Source organism: Levilactobacillus tangyuanensis (assembly GCF_003946545.1).
GTDB lineage: Bacteria > Bacillota > Bacilli > Lactobacillales > Lactobacillaceae > Levilactobacillus > Levilactobacillus tangyuanensis.
In genome coordinates this window covers 211,422-231,562 of record NZ_RHOA01000002.1, presented here as the reverse complement: position 1 = coordinate 231,562, position 20,141 = coordinate 211,422, and the positions used below count along the sequence as shown (strand labels likewise).

General features: G+C 51.6%; 23 protein-coding genes and 2 riboswitches. Of the genes, 13 read left to right on the top strand and 10 right to left on the bottom strand.

The genetic code is table 11. The features are described 5' to 3' along the window. Position 1: 1 nt before the first annotated feature. From EKM96_RS02710 to EKM96_RS10525, 4 genes are all read right to left on the bottom strand, one after another. A complete protein-coding gene (locus EKM96_RS02710; RefSeq protein WP_125639366.1) occupies positions 2 to 1,219 on the bottom strand; it encodes an ABC transporter permease in 1,218 nt (405 codons plus the stop codon). Continuing rightward, positions 1,212 to 2,108, bottom strand: coding sequence for an ABC transporter ATP-binding protein (locus EKM96_RS02705; protein ID WP_125639363.1), 897 nt, complete (start codon positions 2,106 to 2,108; stop codon positions 1,212 to 1,214). Before EKM96_RS02705 ends, EKM96_RS02710 begins: the two co-directional genes overlap by 8 nt. A 149-nt stretch (positions 2,109 to 2,257) precedes the next feature. Beyond that, complete coding sequence (locus EKM96_RS02700) at positions 2,258 to 3,559, bottom strand: nucleobase:cation symporter-2 family protein (RefSeq protein WP_382336203.1); 1,302 nt, start codon at positions 3,557 to 3,559, stop codon at positions 2,258 to 2,260. Between the two features lie 208 nt (positions 3,560 to 3,767). After that, positions 3,768 to 3,866, bottom strand: a riboswitch (purine riboswitch). 50 nt (positions 3,867 to 3,916) lie between these two features. Further along, entirely contained in the window at positions 3,917 to 4,066 is a 150-nt protein-coding gene (locus EKM96_RS10525; protein WP_164510957.1) for a hypothetical protein, read from the bottom strand. A 49-nt stretch (positions 4,067 to 4,115) separates the two neighbouring features. On the opposite strand from EKM96_RS10525, the gene EKM96_RS02695 reads away from it, so the two are divergent. The 5 genes from EKM96_RS02695 to EKM96_RS02675 all read left to right on the top strand — a co-directional run bounded on the left by EKM96_RS02695 (position 4,116) and on the right by EKM96_RS02675 (position 7,536). Continuing rightward, entirely contained in the window at positions 4,116 to 5,129 is a 1,014-nt protein-coding gene (locus EKM96_RS02695; protein WP_191987333.1) for an asparaginase, read from the top strand. 78 nt (positions 5,130 to 5,207) lie between these two features. Further along, entirely contained in the window at positions 5,208 to 6,371 is a 1,164-nt protein-coding gene (locus EKM96_RS02690; protein ID WP_125639354.1) for a hypothetical protein, read from the top strand. Between the two features lie 36 nt (positions 6,372 to 6,407). After that, complete coding sequence (locus EKM96_RS02685) at positions 6,408 to 6,749, top strand: hypothetical protein (RefSeq protein WP_125639351.1); 342 nt, start codon at positions 6,408 to 6,410, stop codon at positions 6,747 to 6,749. A 17-nt stretch (positions 6,750 to 6,766) separates the two neighbouring features. Continuing rightward, positions 6,767 to 7,015, top strand: a complete 249-nt coding sequence (locus EKM96_RS02680; RefSeq protein WP_125639348.1) for a zinc ribbon domain-containing protein — start codon at positions 6,767 to 6,769, stop codon at positions 7,013 to 7,015. Between the two features lie 5 nt (positions 7,016 to 7,020). After that, positions 7,021 to 7,536, top strand: a complete 516-nt coding sequence (locus EKM96_RS02675; protein ID WP_125639345.1) for an O-acetyl-ADP-ribose deacetylase — start codon at positions 7,021 to 7,023, stop codon at positions 7,534 to 7,536. A 108-nt stretch (positions 7,537 to 7,644) separates the two neighbouring features. On the opposite strand, the gene EKM96_RS02670 is transcribed toward EKM96_RS02675, so the two are convergent. Next, positions 7,645 to 7,839, bottom strand: a complete 195-nt coding sequence (locus EKM96_RS02670) for an LBP_cg2779 family protein (protein ID WP_125639342.1) — start codon at positions 7,837 to 7,839, stop codon at positions 7,645 to 7,647. 294 nt (positions 7,840 to 8,133) lie between these two features. On the opposite strand from EKM96_RS02670, the gene EKM96_RS10520 reads away from it, so the two are divergent. Beyond that, a complete protein-coding gene (locus EKM96_RS10520) occupies positions 8,134 to 8,286 on the top strand; it encodes a hypothetical protein (RefSeq protein ID WP_164510956.1) in 153 nt (50 codons plus the stop codon). Positions 8,287 to 8,495: 209 nt separating this feature from the next. Here the strand turns inward: EKM96_RS10520 and EKM96_RS02665 are convergent, their stop codons facing one another. The 5 genes from EKM96_RS02665 to EKM96_RS02645 form a co-directional block, all read right to left on the bottom strand. Then, on the bottom strand, positions 8,496 to 8,858 hold the full coding sequence (locus EKM96_RS02665) for a hypothetical protein (protein WP_125639340.1): 363 nt from the start codon (positions 8,856 to 8,858) through the stop codon (positions 8,496 to 8,498). Between the two features lie 72 nt (positions 8,859 to 8,930). After that, positions 8,931 to 9,593, bottom strand: coding sequence for a thiaminase II (tenA, locus tag EKM96_RS02660; RefSeq protein WP_125639338.1), 663 nt, complete (start codon positions 9,591 to 9,593; stop codon positions 8,931 to 8,933). Positions 9,594 to 9,615: 22 nt separating this feature from the next. Then, the gene (locus tag EKM96_RS02655) at positions 9,616 to 10,269 is read right to left on the bottom strand and encodes an energy-coupling factor transporter transmembrane component T family protein (protein WP_125639335.1); all 654 of its coding nucleotides are present in this window, start codon (positions 10,267 to 10,269) and stop codon (positions 9,616 to 9,618) included. Next, positions 10,259 to 11,674, bottom strand: a complete 1,416-nt coding sequence (locus EKM96_RS02650) for an ABC transporter ATP-binding protein (RefSeq protein WP_125639332.1) — start codon at positions 11,672 to 11,674, stop codon at positions 10,259 to 10,261. Before EKM96_RS02650 ends, EKM96_RS02655 begins: the two co-directional genes overlap by 11 nt. A gap of 27 nt (positions 11,675 to 11,701) precedes the next feature. Beyond that, positions 11,702 to 12,262, bottom strand: a complete 561-nt coding sequence (locus EKM96_RS02645) for an ECF transporter S component (RefSeq protein ID WP_125639328.1) — start codon at positions 12,260 to 12,262, stop codon at positions 11,702 to 11,704. An 81-nt stretch (positions 12,263 to 12,343) separates the two neighbouring features. Continuing rightward, positions 12,344 to 12,434: riboswitch (TPP riboswitch) on the bottom strand. A gap of 220 nt (positions 12,435 to 12,654) precedes the next feature. Between EKM96_RS02645 and EKM96_RS02640 the strand changes: the two genes are divergently transcribed. From EKM96_RS02640 to EKM96_RS02610, 7 genes are all read left to right on the top strand, one after another. Then, positions 12,655 to 13,824: a D-alanyl-D-alanine carboxypeptidase family protein gene (locus tag EKM96_RS02640; protein ID WP_125639325.1), complete on the top strand. Its 1,170-nt coding sequence runs from the start codon at positions 12,655 to 12,657 to the stop codon at positions 13,822 to 13,824. Positions 13,825 to 14,044: 220 nt separating this feature from the next. Continuing rightward, entirely contained in the window at positions 14,045 to 15,214 is a 1,170-nt protein-coding gene (locus EKM96_RS02635; protein ID WP_125639322.1) for a serine hydrolase, read from the top strand. A 179-nt stretch (positions 15,215 to 15,393) separates the two neighbouring features. Then, positions 15,394 to 16,218, top strand: coding sequence for an HAD-IIB family hydrolase (locus EKM96_RS02630; protein ID WP_164510955.1), 825 nt, complete (start codon positions 15,394 to 15,396; stop codon positions 16,216 to 16,218). A 91-nt stretch (positions 16,219 to 16,309) separates the two neighbouring features. Then, positions 16,310 to 17,620 carry a PTS transporter subunit EIIC gene (locus EKM96_RS02625; protein WP_225417562.1) on the top strand — a complete coding sequence of 437 codons (1,311 nt, stop codon included), beginning with the start codon at positions 16,310 to 16,312 and terminating at the stop codon, positions 17,618 to 17,620. Continuing rightward, positions 17,601 to 18,416: an alpha/beta hydrolase gene (locus EKM96_RS02620; RefSeq protein WP_225417559.1), complete on the top strand. Its 816-nt coding sequence runs from the start codon at positions 17,601 to 17,603 to the stop codon at positions 18,414 to 18,416. Before EKM96_RS02625 ends, EKM96_RS02620 begins: the two co-directional genes overlap by 20 nt. 63 nt (positions 18,417 to 18,479) lie before the next feature. After that, on the top strand, positions 18,480 to 19,295 hold the full coding sequence (locus EKM96_RS02615; RefSeq protein WP_125639315.1) for a Cof-type HAD-IIB family hydrolase: 816 nt from the start codon (positions 18,480 to 18,482) through the stop codon (positions 19,293 to 19,295). 79 nt (positions 19,296 to 19,374) lie between these two features. Beyond that, a complete protein-coding gene (locus EKM96_RS02610; protein ID WP_225417556.1) occupies positions 19,375 to 20,028 on the top strand; it encodes a hypothetical protein in 654 nt (217 codons plus the stop codon). Positions 20,029 to 20,141: the final 113 nt, after the last annotated feature.

The following is a 20,141-nucleotide window of genomic DNA, read 5'->3' as shown; positions in this document are numbered from 1 at the left end:
ACTATGAATGTTTTCGATGTAAGAGCTGTTGCCACAGAGAACGATTATCGTTTTGCAACATGAGTCGTTGATAGTGTTTGCCGATCATGAGCGCCCCTGCCGCAATTGCCGCCAGAAGAATGACCAGGGAAATGACGACTTCCCACGCGCTGGTTGTGCCGTTGATTAGTCGCAATGGCATGAAGTATGAGGAGAAGAACGGGACATAGGAAAGAATCTTAACCGGGATGGCATCCAGGTTGTTTTGGAAGGGGAAGGTGGTGAAGAAGACGAGCATTCCCAACATAACCGTTGGCTGAGCCGCCTTCGAGGCATCCTCGGCCTTGGAAACCAGGGCCCCACTGTAGGCCGCCAATAGGATGAAGATGACGACACCAAGGAACAGGTATAGCAGGTTGATACTGAGAAAGTTGTGCAGGATGCCGTCGATTAACGAGCGATTGCTGGTCAAGAAGGGCTTGAAGGTACGACTGTTACCGGCCCATTGATAGGCCGCCGCACCACCGACCAGGTAGACGGCGATTTGCGTCAGAATCATCAACAGAATTCCGCCGATCTTCCCAACAAAGTAGCTGGTAGCCGTGGTACTGGAGAAGATGACCTCCATTAATTTTGTTCCCTTATCCGCGGCAATTTCTTGGGCGGTGATGGAGGAGTAGGTAATCAGAATAATGTAGAGCAGGGTGACAAAGGCCCAGAAAGACGCGACCTTAACGGCATTTGCCGTCCCACTCTTGGTTGAAATGTGGGATGCCAAGGTTGGTGTTCGATTCAAGACGGCCTGTTGTTTGGCGGTTAACTTGGCTTGTACGGTGTTGGCTTGCGCCTGATAGGCGCTTAGAAAGTTCTGCACCTGGGCCCGTTGGCCACCTGAGAGGGCCTGGGTGCCGTGGAAGTCGCCCCGAATCTGTTGCTTATCGACACTGAGCACAAGGTAGCCAGCGAGATGGTTGGCCTTCACGGCCTTTTTTGCCTGGCTGGTCGTGGTGATCTTGGTGTTCAGCCCATCCCCATGGCTCTTGATATAAGCCTGGCGTAAGGGCGCCGACTGACTGATGACGGCCAGCTGTTGACTGCTTTTGGCGCTGTCGGCGGACAGGTAACTGAGGCCGGCGGTTAGGCCGAACATCAGGAAGGGACCGAGAATCATGAACAGAAAGCTCCAGGTCTTGATTTGCCGTAGATACGTTTCAAACATCACAACCCAGGTCTTAGTCATGTTCCTCACCTACTTTCAAGCGGAAGATTTCGTCCAGAGTGGGCGGCTGTTGGCTAAATTCTTCGATGTAATGGCCGTGCGTCAGGGCATCGAAGATAGCTGGCCCGGCAGCCGGATCATCGAGATGGAGCAGGTAGTGGTTCGTATGACCGTGAATGACCTGGGTGACGTGGTCGAGGGCGGCCAGGTCGGCGGCCGACCAGTCGGTGGTGACACTCAGTTGGGTCTTGCCAAATTGGTTACGGACATCATCCAGGGTGCCGTGTAAGACCACTTTACCGTGGCGCAGCATGACCAATCGGTCACACAGGGCCGTCACGTGTTCCATGTCGTGGCTGGAGAAAATGATGGCGGCGCCTTCGTTCTTTGCGGCGATAATTGCCTGTTTTAACAGGTCGGCGTTTACGGGATCGAGGCCGCTGAAGGGTTCATCGAGAATGAGTAGCTTGGGATGATGAATGAGGGTACAAATTAACTGCACCTTTTGTTGATTTCCTTTTGAAAGATCTTTGATCTTGCTGCGACGGGTTCCCTTGACGTTGAACCGTTCCAGCCAGTCGTCGATCTGTGGTCGGGTTGTCTTGGCCGATTGTCCCTTGAGCCGGGCCAAATACACGATCTGTTGTTCGATGGTTAGCTTGGGTAACAGGCTGCGTTCCTCAGGCAGATACCCAATGTCATCGAAACTGTCAGTCGACAGCGGGGCATCGCGCCAGGTGATTTGACCTTCGAATTGAATAAAGTTCAGGATGCTGTGAAAGGTGGTCGACTTGCCGGCCCCGTTTTGCCCAATCAATCCTAAGATTTGGCCATCGGGTACGTCAAAGCTGACGTCGTCCAACGCCTGAACCGTGGCAAATTTTTTGCTGATATGCTGAATACTTAGCATGGCAATTCTCCTCGGTGATAATGATAGGACTATTATACCTGTTGCGGTTAAGGTAAGCCAAAGAAAGTCACGGGGGAGGGGGAATTTGGTATAAGAAGCATAATATCTAAAAACACCCGCCATGGTATTTACCGTGGCGGGTGTGAGGCTTAAGCTTTTGTTTTAGGTTGTGCGTCGGTATTCATCTGGGCCTGCGCCGATGCAGGCGTGCGTTGGGACCGTAAGTTGAAAATGACATTCAGAATGACGGCGGAGAAGCTGCCGATGACCACCCCATTGTTCATGATGATTTGCAGTGATTGGGGCAGTGCCTGGAAAATCTGGGGGTAGACGGTGACGCCCAAGCCCAAACCAATGGAAATAGCCGAGACTAGGAGGTTGTTGTTATTTTGGAAGTCGACCTGTTGGAGCATCCGAATCCCTTGGACACCGACCATCCCAAACATGACGATCATGGCACCACCCAGGACGGGGTCGGGGATGACCGTGGCCAGGGCGCCAATCTTTGGCAGCAGGCCCAACAGAATTAAGAAGAGTGCTGAAAAGTAGAGGGGCTTGCGCGTCTTGACCCCGGAAAGCTGAACGACGCCAACGTTTTCGGAGAAGGTGGAATAAGGGAAGGTATTGAACAGGCCGCCCAGAATCACGGCGATGCCCTCGGCCCGGTAGCCGCGCTTCAAGTCTTGTTCGTTCAGCTTCTTCCCGGTGATGTCGGCCAGGGCGAAGAAGACCCCGGTGGACTCAACCATGGTGGTCAGGGATACCAGGATCATGGTTAGGATGGAAGACCATTCGAATTTGGGCGTGCCAAAGTAGAAGAATTGGGGCAAATGGAACCAATTGGCTTGATCAACGGCGCTGAGGTTAACCATGCCCATGGCAGCCGCGATAAACGTGCCGATTAAGATACCGGCCAGGATGGCCAGTGACTTCATGAAGCCCTTAGCAAAGGCGTTCAACCCGAGAATGATCCCCATGGTCAGGAAGCCGACCAGTAAGAACTTGGGATCGCCAAAGTTCTTGGCCGTGGCACTCCCACCACCAAGATCCTGAAAACCAACGGGAATCAGGGTGAACCCGATGATGGTAATCAGGGAACCGGTCACAACGGGTGGAAAGAGTGACTTAATCTTCGAGAACCAGCCGGCACTCAGGAAGACAAAGATTCCGGCACTGATAATAGCGCCATACATGGCGCCAACGCCGTATTGCGTGCCGATCGCACTCAGGGGTGTGACGGCTTGAACGGCACACCCAAGGACGACCGGCAGGCCAATCCCGGTTAGCGGTGTGCGCTTGAGTTGAAGCAGGGTTGCAACCCCACACATGAAGATATCCGCGCTGATTAAGTAGGCCATTTGCATGGCATTGAAATGTAACGCGCCCCCAATCAAAAGGGGAACCAGGACGTCACCGGAATACATGGCTAATAAATGCTGAAACCCCAGAATGGCTGCTCGCCATAGTGGTAGTGCCGCGTCGGCGGTAGATTCGGTTGACGATACTGGTGTTGCGGATTTTGTGGACTGCAAGAAAGTTCCTCCTTCTCGTGGGCCCATACGCCGCCAAGGTTGATTTTTGAAAACAAAAAAAGCTCCCTTTGCAAAAAGGGGGCTAAGAAAAACTCGACCGACGAATCCTCTTCATCGGCAAAAAGAGTTTCGTCCTCAATTTGCTTATAGTCCAGAGTTTACGGCTCTGGGTAGAAACTCGCCAACCTTATCTTGGCATTATATAGGCAATCACTTATATTTTTTATTGGAATGTCACTTACTTTACCACGGCTATTTTTAAAAAACAACGGCAAATTATTTTTTAATCTTGTGCCAAAGTTGCTTGAAAGCCGTTCCAAACCAGTCCATGACCGGACCCCAGTCCATGAAACCACCGGACCAACTATTTGATTTGGGATGCAGGTTGTCGCCGAACCGGGGATACTTTGATTGTTTCTGAGACATTGTAAAACCTCCTCTCGACCTAGATTAATTCTACCCTAAATAGGGTACAATGTGGGTACGAATATTTTTTTGGAAAGAGGTTGATGTTGTGAAGAAGATTCTGGCCATCCATACCGGTGGGACGATTTCGATGTCCCAAAACGCCCAGGGGGATGTGGTTCCGAACGCGAAGAACCCGATTGCTCAAGAAGCCACTATTTTAGCGGGACGGGTGCAACTCGTCACCGATGAAATGTTTAATCTACCGTCGCCACACGTGACGCCGGTAGAAATGCTGAAGATTCAGCAACGAATCCTCCGGGCAGAGGCCGATGGCATTGACGGCGTCGTGATTACTCACGGTACCGATACACTGGAAGAAACCGCCTATTTCCTTGACCTGACGCTCCCTAACACGATTCCAGTCGTGGTAACAGGGGCCATGCGCTCCTCTAATGAGATTGGATCGGATGGAATGTATAATTTCCAGTCCGCCATCGAAGTGGCCGCAGACGATGCCTCACAGGGCAATGGCGTCATGGTTGTGATGAACGATGAGATTCATTCCGCTCGTTACGTGACCAAGACCCATACGACCAACGTGGCCACCTTCCGGACCCCAACGTTTGGGCCGATTGGGATTGTGGCCAAGGACCACGCCGTTTACTTTCAGCAGTTGATTCGCCAGGCCACCTGTCAGATTGACCAGGTCATTGATCACGTCTACCTGATCAAGGCGTATGCCGGGATGGATGGTAGCCTGTTTGACTTTCTCGACAACGATACCACCGCGGGTGTTGTGATTGAGGGCCTGGGGGCAGGTAACTTACCGCCGCGAACCTTGCCGGCCGTTCAACGCTTGCTGGACCGGCAGATTCCTTTAGTTCTGGTTTCACGGTGTTATAATGGCGTCGCCGAGGATATTTACGATTACGATGGTGGGGGGATTCAGCTCCGGAAGATGGGGTTGATGCTCTGCCAAGGCCTAAATGGCCAAAAGGCCCGCATCAAGCTGTTAGTCGGCCTGAGTGCCGGCTTAACGGGCGATGACCTCAAGGACTTCTTGCGGACCGCCGTTTCGTAGATCTGGCGGGGCTTTAGCGGGCTATTTTGGGTCAATTGTGATAAGCTTTTCAGATAAATTAAAAAAGGGGGTCGTCGAATGAATTCAATTGTGAATGATTTAAACCGGGCATTGGCCCAGCATTTATTGGTCAACGTGTATCAAACCGACCAAGAAGTCGTTTACACGGGCTATGTGACCGCAGTTAGTGATGCCGGCCTTATTTTGGCGACTTTTGATGACTATGGCCTGCCGGATGGTGCGGTTTTCCTGGCAGTACCTATTATTGATGAAGTGGAATTTTCCAGTGATGACTTGGACAACATGGCTTTTCGAATTCAGACGGCTGCCGATGAAGACTTCGTTCAGGCCGGTGGCTTGACGCTACGCTTCGATAACCAGCGAAATCTGCGACAGCAGGTCTTGAGTCATGCCTGGGTTGACCACTTGGTGATCATGCTCGTCTTAAAAGACGATGAACACTTCTATGAGGGCCGGGTTGCGGCGGTTGCCAGTGATCAGGTCACAATTAAATTATTTAACAAATTTGATTTTACCGATCAGTCGGACCTCGTTATTGACCCGGCCAATATCGATGTCATTGAATTTCAAGGACAAGAGCTCAGTCTTCAGGGACTGGCAACACCACACTTGACGCAATTAAAGCACGTGGCGTCAACGCTGATTGATGACCACGATGAGATGATCGAGACCCTGAAACGCCTGGAAGGCCAGGCACCATTGGTGGCTTTGATTCCTAAGAACGATGAGGACCTCTTCTTCGTGGGCCGCGTGAATGTGGTGACGGCGGACGCTGTGGTCTTGAACCTGGTCGACATGACCGGGCAGTTTGGTGGCTATTCATTGATGCGGTTGTCGGAGCTCCATGCCGTGGTGTTATCATCGGACTACTTGCAAACGATGCGGGTCTTTACGATGCTCAATCAGGCGCGGCAACAGCAGCTTCAGCCGGTCTTAAATGATGAACGGTTATTTGACCGGACCGTGGACCAGTTCCAAGCACGGTTAACGCAGGCGGCGGCCTTCCGGACGATCATTCGGATCCGCCTTCACGATGGATCAACGATGTTAGGTTATCCGGATCGCGTTGGTGGCGGCAAGTTTATCTTCCACCAGGTCGTTGAGAGTCAATTGGACCAGGTTGGGCAAATCTACCAACTTTCGGCGGTGGATGAAGTCGCTTTTGGCTACTTAGATGCCTATTTGGTGGAACATCAATTACGAGTGGAAGGTGACCTCTAAGCGAGGGCCGGTCATTCAAGCAGGGAGTTTTTTAACATGAAATGGCGGCGACTTCCCCGGTGGTTCCGGGATACAATCGCGGTAGTCGGGGCAATGTCCGTACTACTGATTATTTATGATGCGATGTTTGCTAAGCACGTTGACTGGCGGCTGGTGCCGTTGCAGATCTTATTAGCGTTGGTGGCTGTGAGCCTATGGAGCTATTTCAGTTATCGCAGTCAGGCCAAGCGTAAGGCTGAAGAGGCTAAGCAGGCGGCGGAGAAACGAGCTAGGGCTAAGGCCCGTGAGAAACGGGCGGCTTTGGCCGCGAAGGAGGCCGCTCAGGTCAGCGAGCGCAATCGAAGTCGTAATCAGGCTAGACAGCAACATCGTGAGTAAAGAGGAGTGAGAATGGGATGGCATTAAAGTTTTGTCCGCAGTGTGGCTCGTCCGTTGCGCCAACGGACGAGCTGTGTCCACATTGTCAGTTTGACCTCCAGGCGGTGCGAGAAACAACTGGAGCGCCAAAGACAGAGACAAAGAAGTTTAATCTAGGGTCCCTGTACGCCAATCCTTACCGTGAAGGCATGAAGCGGCTGCACGCAGAAGATGCCGACGCGGCCAAGCCACGGCGGCATCATTGGTGGCCCTGGTCAAAGGAGTGATCAGTATGGCAGAATTTACGGTCATTCGTGGTGATATCACCACAAGTAAGGTTGATGCCATTGTCAATGCGGCTAACACCACATTGCTAGGTGGTGGTGGGGTCGATGGTGCGATTCATCGGGCGGCCGGACCCGAATTATTTCAGGCCTGTGTGCCACTGAATGGTTGTCCAACGGGTGAAGCCAAGATCACGCCGGGGTTTAACCTGCCGGCCAAGTGGGTCATCCACACGGTGGGACCGGTTTGGCAGGATGGTGAGCACGGCGAGGATAAGCTACTCGCTGATTGCTATCGTCATAGCCTAAGCTTGGCTGCCGACCATGATTGCCGAACGGTGGATTTCCCATCGATTAGCACCGGCGCCTACGGCTATCCATTGGCCGAGGCCGCAGCCGTTGCCACGCAAACGATTGAAACTTTCTTGGAACACACCTCCAGCCTGGAGCATGTGCGACTGGTGGCCTTTGATGAGGCCACGGCCGCGGCATACCGAGCTGCTTGGGGAAATTTAGCCGATTAAACCCAAAAGGACCGGCATCGTTGATGATAACGATGCCGGTCCTTATTCGATCGTTCCTTGGTTAAAGCGGGCGACCATGATGGTTGGTCACCGACGTCAGTCGCTTGGCTAGTGGGGCTTGCTGGCGATGAATGCCTTCAAAGCGGTTTGTTCATCACCGGTTGGTTCAAGTTCACCGGTCTTGATACCGTGAAACCGTTCGACGGAGACGCGAGAACCAAAAGCCATTTCACCATCTGTCTTATCGTATTTCTTTTGGTAGGCAATGATTGCTTCAGCCAGATCATTTAATTCTTGACTCATTAATAATCCCTCCAAATGATAATCCAATTGACTTGCTTGCCTTTATTATACTAAAAATTCCTTAAAACGGGCCGATAAGTCCTGGGTTTGCCAACTTTTTTTCGATTCTACTTGATGAACGGTGTAAAATTGCGTAAACTAATACCCAATACGATAATTGGCGGAGTGACGGCAATTAGACTGTTTTTAAATTGTTATCACTTTATTTTTAACCTGTCATATTCCTGTGACATTCATCGGGTACACTTGATAGATAATGTGAATGATGAATTGCGGGAAGTATGAGGTGACAGGATGAATTTGAAACGAGTGATAGCTGGTTTAGTCATTGCGGTTGTTATATTGGCAGTTGGTAGCGGCGTGGCCTGGTACACCATGGGGAAACATTCGGTGACCCAGTCCAGTTCCGATCCAGTCATCACTCGCCCGCAACAGGCACGCCGTTAGTTACAGGCGTGGTTACAATGTGGAAGTTATCCTTCCACCCCGGAGTCGAGTTGCTCGACTGTTACATTCTTAATCGTGGTAATCATAATGATTACAAGACTACAGTCACTTGTAGTTTACCAAGCAGGGAAACAGGTCAACCTCCGGGCTGGCCTGTTTCTTTTTGGATAAAAAAAGACTGGCATAGCCAGCCTTGAGCGTTCGTTAATTTAGAAGTGAAACCAGTTGCTTTGGCGGCGACGCGTGTCACCACGTAGGTCCAACAGGTAGATGAGAAAGCTGACGGTAGCCACCGCTAGGATCACGGTCCACCACCAACTCTGTGTGTGAATGAAGGTAAAGTAGCCAAATCCCAAGCCACTAAGGCCAATCAAAATGAGATTCAGGAGAAGGTGGCCACTGTGAATGAAGGCAATTGCCAGGCATAACACAACGGCGCCCCCGAACATGTCATCGCCACTGACCCGGCTACCGGGGTGGCTGATGAGGGCATACAATTGAATCCCAATTCCCAAAAATAGGGCGAGATAACCGAAAAATTCTAGAAACGTCAAGCGATGGGAGACTCTCATGGCCAACACCTGCTTTCTTTAATTCGATAACTCATTATACCGCGAATCGGTCATCATCAGTACGTTCGTTGCTTAGCTGGGTTCTGGAACGCACCATTGTTCGTGATCGAGGGCCATTTGCCAGAAGTTCAGCTCATACCAGCTGCTGCGAATGAAAATTTGGCAGAGCTCCGCCTGATTATCCGGCGTGGCGACGGCGTTGGCTAGGGCCAGTTGATCGCTCATGGCGTCGGTATAATCACTAGCGGTATAGGTGTCGATCCAAGCCTGATAAATGGGGATCGGCGAGTCCTTAGTGGCCAGGCCTTCGCCAATCTCGGCATAGAGCCAGTAACAGGGCAGGAGTCCGGCTATGGCTCCGGGAACGCCGGCGGTTGCCAGCGACCGGTAGAGGTGACTCGTGTAGGCGTAGTTGGTTGGGGCGACGGGAGTGTTGGCAATCATCGCCGGAGTAATGCCAAGCTTTTCGAAAAAGGTCTCACGGGTCGCAATTTCTCCATGGCGGAGATCCTCGGCGTTGGCGTGCAGTTGGGCGGCCTGGTCGGGTCGTGAACATTGCGTCGCTGCTAAATCATAGAGCCGACCGAATTCTAATAGATAATGGTGGTCCTGAATAAGATAGTCCCGAAAGGTTGCCATTGGCAGTGTTCCGGCCTGGAGCTGTTGAATGAATGGATGATGCTTGGAGGCCAGCCATAGGGATCGGGTGGCCTCATGGGCAGTATCGGTAAACATGGTCAGGCTCCTTTACAGTTGATTAGGGTAGGCCAATGAACAAGCCCACTTGAATTAGCACAAGACTGCCACCGGTCAGCCACCAGTCGCGATGCCGCAGGGGGATGACCGCTGCGTGGGTTCGCGGGGCGCCTTCGACAAAGCCATGGGACACCATGGCCAGGCTAAGTTGATCGGACCAGTGCATGGCCGTCAAGATGGCCTTGAAATAGAGTTGCGGTGACCAGACGTGGAGCACCTGACCACGCATGAGTGCGGCCGCCTTAATGCTGGCCACCTCGGCCTTGATCTTGGGCATCAGGTTAAAGGCTGCCAGAAAGCCATAGGCAAACTTAGCGGGTAGGTGGGCATTTTGTTCCAGTGAACGGGTAAGAGTTAAGGGATCGGTGGTCTGAGTAAAGAGGCCACCGAGATAGACGTAAACAAACATCCGGGTAAAAATGACGATGAGAAAGTGGTGGGAGGCGGATCCTTGCAGCGTTAACGACCAGACTAGGGCACTCGCAAAGAATAACGGGACACCCGTGAGCCATAGGAGTCGTTTAATAGCCACTCGGCGCCAAATCATCAATGCTAGGCAAATGACGATGAGCACGACATTGACGGTCCAGACCTGGGTAAATGAGAGCTCCAGTGCCAAGAGAACCACCCATGCGAGTTTTAGACTAGGATTCATGGAACACCCCCACGTACTGTAAGTGTTGATGATCGAGTTGTAAATGGTAGTCGACCAGATCATCCAGGCCACTTAGTTGATGGCTGACCAAGATAAGCGTCAGCTTGAATTCGGCTTGAATTTCTCTGAGAATGGCCACGACCGTGGTGACAGAGGCCAGGTCGAGGCCCTTGAAGGGCTCATCCAGCAAGAGAACCGGTGGGGCCATAATCAGCATACATAGTAATTGGAGTTTCTTTTGTTGCCCGCTGCTGAGTGAATAGAGGACTTGGTCGTGACGACCACTTAAGTCGAGCCGTTCTAACAGTTGGTCAATTCGTTCGCTCGGAAAGTCCTTAGTACGCCCATACTTTAAGGACAGTGCCAACTCTTCCGCCACCGTCACGTTTAGAAATTGAGCCGCGGCGGTTTGAAACATGAGGGAAACTTGACGGGCATAGCGCCGTTGCCGAATTTTTTGAATGTTGGTTTCATGATAGTTAAAGGTTCCCTGATAGTGGCCGAGACGAACCAGTGCGCGAAAAAGCGTGGATTTACCGCTCCCATTTGGACCGGTGATCAACGTGGTCTTATGCTCGTAAAACGCCAGGTTCTGGGGCTTGATTAGGTCGCGGTCGCCTTGATACAAGCGGATCTGGGATCCCTGCAGAACAATTGGATTGGTGGGGCGTGGCATGGCCGGATGGATTGCCAGCTTTGCCGGCGTAAAATTGGCAAAACGGGCCTGGGTCTCGCTGGGTGACAACAGGTTGACCTGGCCATGCTCGAGAACCGCCAGATGGTCGACCCATTCGGCGTAGCCACTCAAATCATGGTCGGCGAGGACAATGGTTTTGCCGTGGTCGGTGCATAGGGCGACGAGCTTGTCCAACAGGACTTGGCGAGCGATGGGATCGATGCTGGCAAAGGGTTCATCGAGAAGAATGACGTCGCTATCCATGGCGACAATGATGGCCAGCGCGACCTTTTGCTGTTCCCCTCCAGAAAGGGTCATCAGGTTTCGATGACGGAGGGCGGTAATGCCAATGAAGGCTAACGATGCGGCGATCCGGTCGGGCATGGTCGCCGGGTCAACCTGGAGGTTTTCTAAAACAAAGCGACATTCATTTTCCACGGTGTCCATGGTGAATTGCAGACTGGGCTCCTGAAACAACATGGCCACGGTTTGTGAACGCTGGCCGGCAGGAATGCTGGACCAGGGGCGGCCGTCATAGGTGATGGTCCCGGTATCGCTGAGCGGCATCAGTCCCGCCATTAATTTGAGCAAGGTGGACTTTCCACCACCGGAAGCGCCGGTTAATAGCGAGAATTTACCGGTGGGAAAGGTCACATTGAGGTCGTTTAAGACCGGTTTAGACTGATGGGCATAATGATAAGTGAGATGAGTAACGTTTACGACTGCCACAAGCAACCCTCCAAACAGACAGCAGAATTAACGGACATTCTTGACGACGTGGGCCCGGGACAACAAGTTCGTGATGAGCTTGGTTAGGACACCACCAAACAGGAAGACGGAGATGAAGCGGACCGTGAACAACATGGCCAGGAAGCCCAGATGATACGATGCGTAACCTTCCTTGAACAGACTCCAGGTGAAGGTCACGATGGTCGTTGTTAAGGCGCTAATGACCAAGGTTAGCCAGTTATAGCGCTTGTACCCAGTCAGGATGAACCCAAGTTCTGACCCAAAGCCTTGAACGACACCGGAGATTAACGTAGACGCACCCCAGACACCACCCAAGAACATTTCGACGACGGCACCTAAGAGTTCACCCAGCGTAGCCGCACCGGGAATCCGAATGATGAAGCCGGCGAGGGGTCCCGCCATGACCCAAATGCCTAAGAGAATTTCATTCGCCAGGGGTTGCAGCCCTGCCGGTGCTAGTGCTGCCGAGAGAATTGTATAGACCGGGCCGATAACAAAGAAAATCACACCCATAAAGATTGCTAAAATCGTTACCAGAATAATATCGCGTAAATGCCAAGCTTTCATCAGATGATGCCTCCTATGTGGTATTGACTGGGTCACCGTCGAATAAAAAAGCCCACTAACCAAGTTAGTGGGGGTCATTGATCGCAGAAAGTTCGCGTTCCCTTCGCTGGTACTAACCAGAGCAGGTTCAATGGGTTTAATCTCAGCCGATGCGGCACCCCAGTTCAATTGAATTGTCTCCAGCGTACCCAATTTGTTCCCGGATTGCAACTGGGCCGACCAATCATTAGATTGATCCGCTTAGCGGTTCAGAGGAGCAATTGTTTTTTACGAAAATATTACGGGCAACACAAGCGCGTTACAATGGCCTTTGAACGCTGTCGAGGCTCTGACATTCGTGCTAGTCTAATAGTTAGTTATATTAATAATAGTTGAAGGGAAAGGATTTTATCATGGCAAACTTACATATCAAGTCGCGCCTACTGGCGGTCCTCGTTATCGGGACCATGGGTGGCATTGCCAGTCAACAAGTGCCGGCACAAGCGGCCACGTATCATACCGTCTCAACGCAGTCAGTTAAGAAGACGGCTTACCACAAGAAGAGTCGCAAGGGGGCCATCTTCAACAAGAAGCACACGCGTAAGGTGGTTAACCTTAAGTCACACCCCAACACCACGTGGTATGCGACCCAACGGGCCACATTGAAGCATGGCAAGACCAAAGGCATTTATTTCTATGTCAAGAACGGTAAGGGCAACATTAAGGGCTGGATCTGGCATGGCTACCTGAAGAAGGGGAAGGCACCATTTACGTTGAGTAAGGCCAAGGCAGCCGTTGCTATGGACGAATCCACCGGTAAGGTGGTCTGGTCAAAGAATGGCAATTCGGCCCGGCCAATCGCGTCGGTTACCAAGATCATGACGCTTTACCTGACGTTGAAGAAGGTTGATGGCAAGTCCAGCAACTGGAATAAGAAGATCAAGATTAAAAGTCATGGGTTGGTTTCCATGAGTCGCAGTGCTGCCTATGGGGGCTTCCACTTTACCTATGGTCATAAGTATACGGTCAAGCAGTTATACGATGCCGCCTTCCTAGACTCCTCCAACAACTCGGCCATCGCGCTGGGCCAATGGGTCGCCGGTAGCAATGCCAAGTTTATTAAGAAGATGAACGCCCAGGCCAAGGCCTGGAAGCTTGACAAGGCCCACTTTGTTTCGGCATCTGGCTTGGAAAACAGTGACCTACGCCGTTACGGCTATGGTTATGGCTCCGCTAATGCCAACAAGGTTTCCGCCAAGGATGTGGCGTTAATCGCGCGTCATTTGATGCGCGATTATCCACGGGTCTTGCAGGATGGTCAGGTTGGGTCCAAGCGAGTTAATGGGCAACTTTGCTACAATTACAACAACTTGCTGAAGGGACGGAAGTATTACCGGGCCTCGCTCAAGGTTGATGGCTTAAAGACGGGGTACACGCCGTTAGCCGGCTACTGTTTCGTCGGGACTGGTCAAAAGTCCGGCAAGCACCGCGTTATTACCGTGGTTTTGCACGATGCCAACGAATTTACCGAAACCCGATCCTTGATGGATCACGCATACAGCTTCAAGAGTATGGCTAACTAAGACAATTGGTTAGGCAAGCGACACCGTTAATTTGCGGTGTCGTTTTTTGGTCGTCTTTATTGGTTAGGTGCTGATTAGTTAAGCGCCAAAAAGGTGGATTACGAGATGATGTCGTCTTCTACAACCAGATTACAAAATGACGGAGAACCTTGTGTCGGGTTTCGCGATCGTGGTAGGGTGAGCAAGAAGGATTTAACGTTTGGGAAGCGAGGAGTACATAATGAAAATCATGCAAGCAAAGCGCGCCGTTCTAGCTCTGTTATTTACGGTGGCACTGGGTGGCACGATGGGCACCGCGGCTACGGCCCATGCGGCGGCCTATAGCACGGTCTCAACGACGAATGTGACCAAGGCCGCCTACCACAAGAAGAGTACGGCTGGGGCCATCTATAACAAGGCTCACAGCAAGAAGCTGGCCACAATGAAGGGGTATCCGAATACCACCTGGTACGTGACCAAGCACGCGACCTTGAAACACGGCAACACCAAGGGTATCTATTACTATGTTCAAAACAAGGCGGGGTCCGTCAAGGGCTGGACCTGGCATGGTTATCTGGTTAAGGGGACGGCCCCATTTGGCTTGAAGTATGCCAAGAATGCGGTTGCCATGGATTACACCACTGGCGAGGCGGTTTGGTCAAAGAGTGCGAACACGGCCCGGCCAATCGCCTCGGTCTCCAAGATTATGACGCTCTACTTAACTTTGCAAAAGGTGAACAGTGGTTCTGGTAAGTGGAGTGACGTGGTGAAGACCAGTGATGCCGGCCTAGTTGCGATGAGCAAGGATGCCGGGTGTGGGGGCTTCGTCTTTAAGTCGGGCCACAAGTACACGGTTCAAGACCTGTACTATGCAGCGCTGCTAGATTCTTCTAACAACGCGGCGATTGCCCTGGGGCAATGGGTTGCCGGTAGTAACGCCAAGTTTATTAAGCAAATGAATGCCCAGGCCAAGGCCTGGAACCTGGATAAGGCCAGCTTTGTGTCAGCATCAGGCCTCGAAAACAGTGATCTGAAGGTCTTTGGCTACAATTACGGCAGCGCTAATGCCAACATGGTTTCGGCCAAGGACGTCGCCTTGATTGCCCGGCACCTGATTCAGGATTATCCACGCGTCTTGACCGATGGGTCCATTGGGTCCAAGACCGTTGACGGCCAAACGGCGTACAACTACAACAATATGTTGGCCGGTCGTAAGTATTACAAGTCATCGCTCAACGTTGATGGCCTGAAGACAGGGTACACGCCGTTAGCCGGTTACTGTTTCGTGGGAACTGGCCAGAAGTCCGGCAAGCACCGGGTAATCACGGTGGTTCTTCACGATGAAAACGAGTTTACGGAAACCCAATCATTGATGAACAAGGCCTACAGTTACAGCAGCATGAATAACTAGGCTGTCGCAAGTAAAGTGAATAAATGAATTCAGCCGACCAGAGTTGTCCAATTCTGGTCGGCTTTTTTGTGGCAATCGTTGGTATAACAATAATTGTAAGCACGTCAGCTTGCCGTCATTGGGGATCTTCCGGTATGATTGATTTTACTAGAGCACTTGGAACGGAGGCATCAGGACGCATGCAACTTCAGGTAATCGCAACCGATTTAGACGGAACCTTCTTAGACCATGCAGGACAATACCCCAGGCGGGCTTTTGACCAGCTACTAGGCCGCTGTCGTGACCTGAAGATTCGCGTAGTCATCGCGACGGGAGATCCCTATGGCCATGTGTTGGATTTATTTGGCAGCCTGACGAACCGTCAACAATTAACCTTCGTGGTTGAGGATGGGGCGCTAATCGTGGCCGGAAATGGGGCGGTTCTGTCGGAGACCGCCATCCCTCAGTCACAATGGCGAGAGGCGGTTGCCTGGCTACAAGAGTCGCCCATGATGGCCCAAAATTATCTCATCGCTTGTGGTCGGGAACGGGCGTATACCGAACTCCCCGCCGATAGTGAACGTTTCCACGCCTCGCGAGTCTTCTATCCACAATTAACCAGTGTGCCGCGATTGACGGCGGTGAATGAAGCGATTCTGAAGCTAGATATCACCTGGAAACGCTCAGATATTCATGAACAAGTTGTGGCATTTAATCATCAGTTCGCGGGGGACCTGTGGGCAACGAGTAGCGGTCTTGGGGGAATGAATGTGAGTCTGCCCGGCGTTAGCAAGGCGAGTGCGTTGAATCTACTTGGCCAAAAATGGGGAATTCCAGCAAAGGCCATGGCGGCATTTGGCGATTCCGGCAATGACTTGGCCATGTTACAACTGGTCGGACAGGGTTTCGTGGTCGGCAACGGGGCTTCCGAGCTACTGGCACAGATTCCCCGTCACCTAGGAAATCATGATGATGGCGTGGTCTTGAAACAAATGCAACATTGGATTGATGAGGCCGGTCAGTAGTTTGCGTGACGGCCACACTAACTGAATCTCCAGCTGGCTCGTTCGGTCCCTTGGCGCGATACAATCGCAGGTAGATAACGGAGGTGAGCGCATGCTGGAAATGAAGGTAGGGCGCTGTGGCCAATGGCTAATCAACTTAGATGTGAAGCTGCATCATAATCGACAATTCAATGCCGTCTATCGGGCCCTACGGTTAACATTACCGTTGGTGCTCATTGGCAGTATTGCCGACTTCATCGACCAGGCCTGGCTACAGACGAGCGGGTATTATTATCAAACGTTAAATGTTAGCCACTGGTTATTTCAGCTGAAGCTGTTGCGCCAGTATCTTCGCCTGATTAGCGCGGGGACCCTGGGATTTACCGCAATTATTATGGCCTTTGCGGTCAGTTTTTATTTGGTTGCGCCCATCACCCGAGCGACTGCCGACCGGTTGCTGGCCGGGATGACCGCCGTGGTGGGACTAAAATTTTTAAATGTTAGTCGAGCATCGGTGCTTTCACTTCATACCGTCCACTGGGTGTCCACTAATTTGGGCACGCAGGGGATTCTGATTGGCATTCTGGTGGGGTTGCTCGTCGGTAACGGTTACCGTTGGGCCCTTCAGCGGGAACAGATTGTTCGAGAAAGTTTGAGCCAAACGGTCACCATTACCAGCGTCTGGCTGGTCTTGTTGGCAACGGGAGGCTTGCTATGGACGAGCACGCAAAAGGCCAGTCTTAGCAGTGCCTTCTTGACGCTGGTGCATTGGCCATTTCATTTGTCCCATTTCGTGTTGGGCCTGTTTGGCTATAGCTCGCTTAGTGGCCTTTTACAGTGGATTGGGGTCCTGGGTCCGTTGGCTACGATTAAAGGCGAGACGGTTCAAACGGCCCAAAACCTGGCGGCCGTCATGGATCACCCGGGGAGCGTCATTCCCCATCCCCTGACCGTCCACACCGTCATCGGCGTGTATGCCAATATGGGGGGCAGCGGCATGTTGCTGGCCTTATTGTTGGCCTGGTTCCTCTGCCGGCCCAACCGGGCGCAACGCCGGTTGGGTAGCCTATGCCTCCTGCCGACGTTGGGAAATTATGGCGTACCGCTCATGGTCGGGCTGCCAGTCATGTTGAGTCCGATCCTGGGCATTCCATTCATTCTGGCGCCGCTGGCCAGCATTAGTCTGAGTTGGCTCTGCATCAGATTGCAGTGGGTACCGGCGGCGGCCTATCCGTTGGCCACCGGAACACCGGGTCCCTTAATCGGCTACTTGGGGACGGGCGGTCACTGGTCGGCACTATGGCTGGCCCTGATTGATCTGGCCCTCTGCACCCTGATCTATTGGCCATTCGTGAAGTGGACGCAGTTGGCTCAGCGACAATTGATGGAGGAGGCGGTGGATCATGCGGCAACTCATGCATAGGCCCGGTCTCTGGAACGTGGTTATCCTACTGCTCGTGGCGTGTTTGCCGGGGTTCATCTGGCAACCCCATCAGGCTACGGCCGTTCGTGAGGACTATCGTAGCCCGATGGCGCCAGTCTTCTTGGTTCCCGGTTCAAGTGCCACTCAGAATCGCTTCAATGATTTGGTAAACCAGTTGAATCAATCATCCAAGAATAAACATAGCCTGTTGCGGGTTGAGGTCATGGAAAACGGGCATCTCAAATACAGCGGGCAACTCCGGCACGGCGACCAGCGGCCGTACATTGTGGTCGGATTTCAGAATCACCGTGATGGGTATGCTAATATATTAAAGCAGGCCAAGTGGTTTACGATAGCCTTCAAGGCGTTACAGGCCACCTATAAGTTCAATCATTTTTCCGGGATGGGGCATTCCAATGGGGGCTTGGTCTTAACGCTATTCATGGAGCATGATCTAGCGAAAACCGGGGCCAAGGCGGACCGGTTGATGACGATTGGCACGCCATTTAACCTGGAGGTCAGTGATCCTGATAAGGATACCCAACTCTTTAAAGAGTTGACGGCCGATCGTGACCGATTGCCGCGGCAACTCATCGTCTACTCGATTGCCGGGAGCAAGACCTTCACGGGCGATGGCATTGTACCCTTCGACAGCGTGAACCGCGGTAAGTATATTTTTCAGGGCCGAGTCAAGGGCTTCACGCAGATGACGATTACCGGTGCAGACGCCAATCACGCGGATTTACCGGAGAACCAACAGATTGCGGAACTGATTCAACAGGACCTTTTATCGTGATACCCGTTTATTTTACGGCATGAGTCGTGTAAACTAGAAGAAAATGGAGGCTAAAGACGAATAATGACAAAGATGATTGCGCTCGATTTAGACGAGACGCTGCTTAATACAGATAAAACAATTAGTGAAACCAACGTGGCAACGTTACGCCAGCTTCACGCCGCTGGAATTAAGGTGGTCTTGTGTACTGGCCGGCCGATCAATGCGATCTGGGGATACCTGGAGCAGTTAGGCCTGACGACTGCTGACGACTTCACCATTACCTTTAACGGCGCCTTAGTTATTCAAAACAACACAAAGGAACCTTTGGCACAGAGTGGCTTGAGTCGGCATGACTTTGAACCCCTGTTTGATTTCGCCAAGGCTCAGGGCTACCCTTTAGACGTGTTGGATTTCGAGCAGGTCTATCCTGTCACGGATTTAGTTCCTTCAATTTATCATGATATGTTGCGAGCACCCATGGACTTCACGCCCAAGGCCTTTGGTAATTTGCCAGACCACCTCTTTAGTAAGGCTGTCATGGCCACTAAGGCCAGCATCTTAGACCAGGCCGTTATGGCATTGACCCCGGACCTTAAGGATCGTTATCACGTGGTCCGTTCGCAACCGCAAATCTTAGAATTCCTAGCGGCCGACATGGATAAGTCCGTGGGCTTAGCCCAATTGTTGACGCATTTTGGCTGGGACTTCGAAGACCTGATGGCCTTTGGTGATGCCGAGAATGACCTCGGAATGATTAAGGCGGCCGGAGATGGTGTCGCGATGCTTAATGCCCAACCAGGGGTTAAGGCCGTGGCAACGCACATTACGACCGAGGATAATAATCATGCCGGGGTAGCGGGTTACTTGCAACAGGCATTTTCTGAACTCCTGTCCTAAGGGCGGAGAACTTGCAAATTAAGATATAAAGTGGCACTATAAAATGTGTACAGGATGAATTTTAAGGAGGATTATGGTCATGAAACGATTAGTGGTAAAACTGGGGTTAGTCGGATTGGCTTTAGGAACATTCGGTGGGGTACTTTCACCAACTGTTGCCAGTGCGAAGAGTAAACCAACTTTTACGAAAACGGACCTGAAGCGGTATTACAAGAGTGCTAAATCCAAATCCGCTTTTTATTTCAAAACCGTTAAGTCTGGTAAGAAGACTGGAACCATTTTAATCCTCGGTGATTTCAACGGAACCAGTGCCAACGTGAAGTACGGTGTGCCTTCATCAATGAAGATCAGCAAGAACGGTCGCACGTTGACCACCAAGTACAAGCTGATGCAATTCAAGACGACAAATGGCAAGACTACCACGTCACTTGGTAAGACCAATTACACCTTTAAATTAACCAAGAAGTCAGCTTCCAAGTTTAGCACGAAGCTGAGTGGTAACAAGACGAACCGGCGTTTAGCAACCTCCGGTAAGACTTACACTTATTCCAAGGTTAAGGCCAGCCCAGCGGCTAGCTATTCCAAGAAGTACGTTAAGCCAGCAATGATCAAGCAACAAACCAAGAAGTACGAAGGCATTGGTTTGACGGATGCCCAAGTTAAGCAAATTGCGACTTCTTACGCAACCACCTTATCCAACACGATGGTTAAGAACTTTAACTACAAATACTAATAGGATTCAGTAAAGGCCCGTGACGATTGTCACAGGCTTTTTTTATGGCCTTAGGCTGGTATGAGGTGATTAGGAAAAATAACAAAAAAGGCGCTCGACACCGAAGTGCCGAA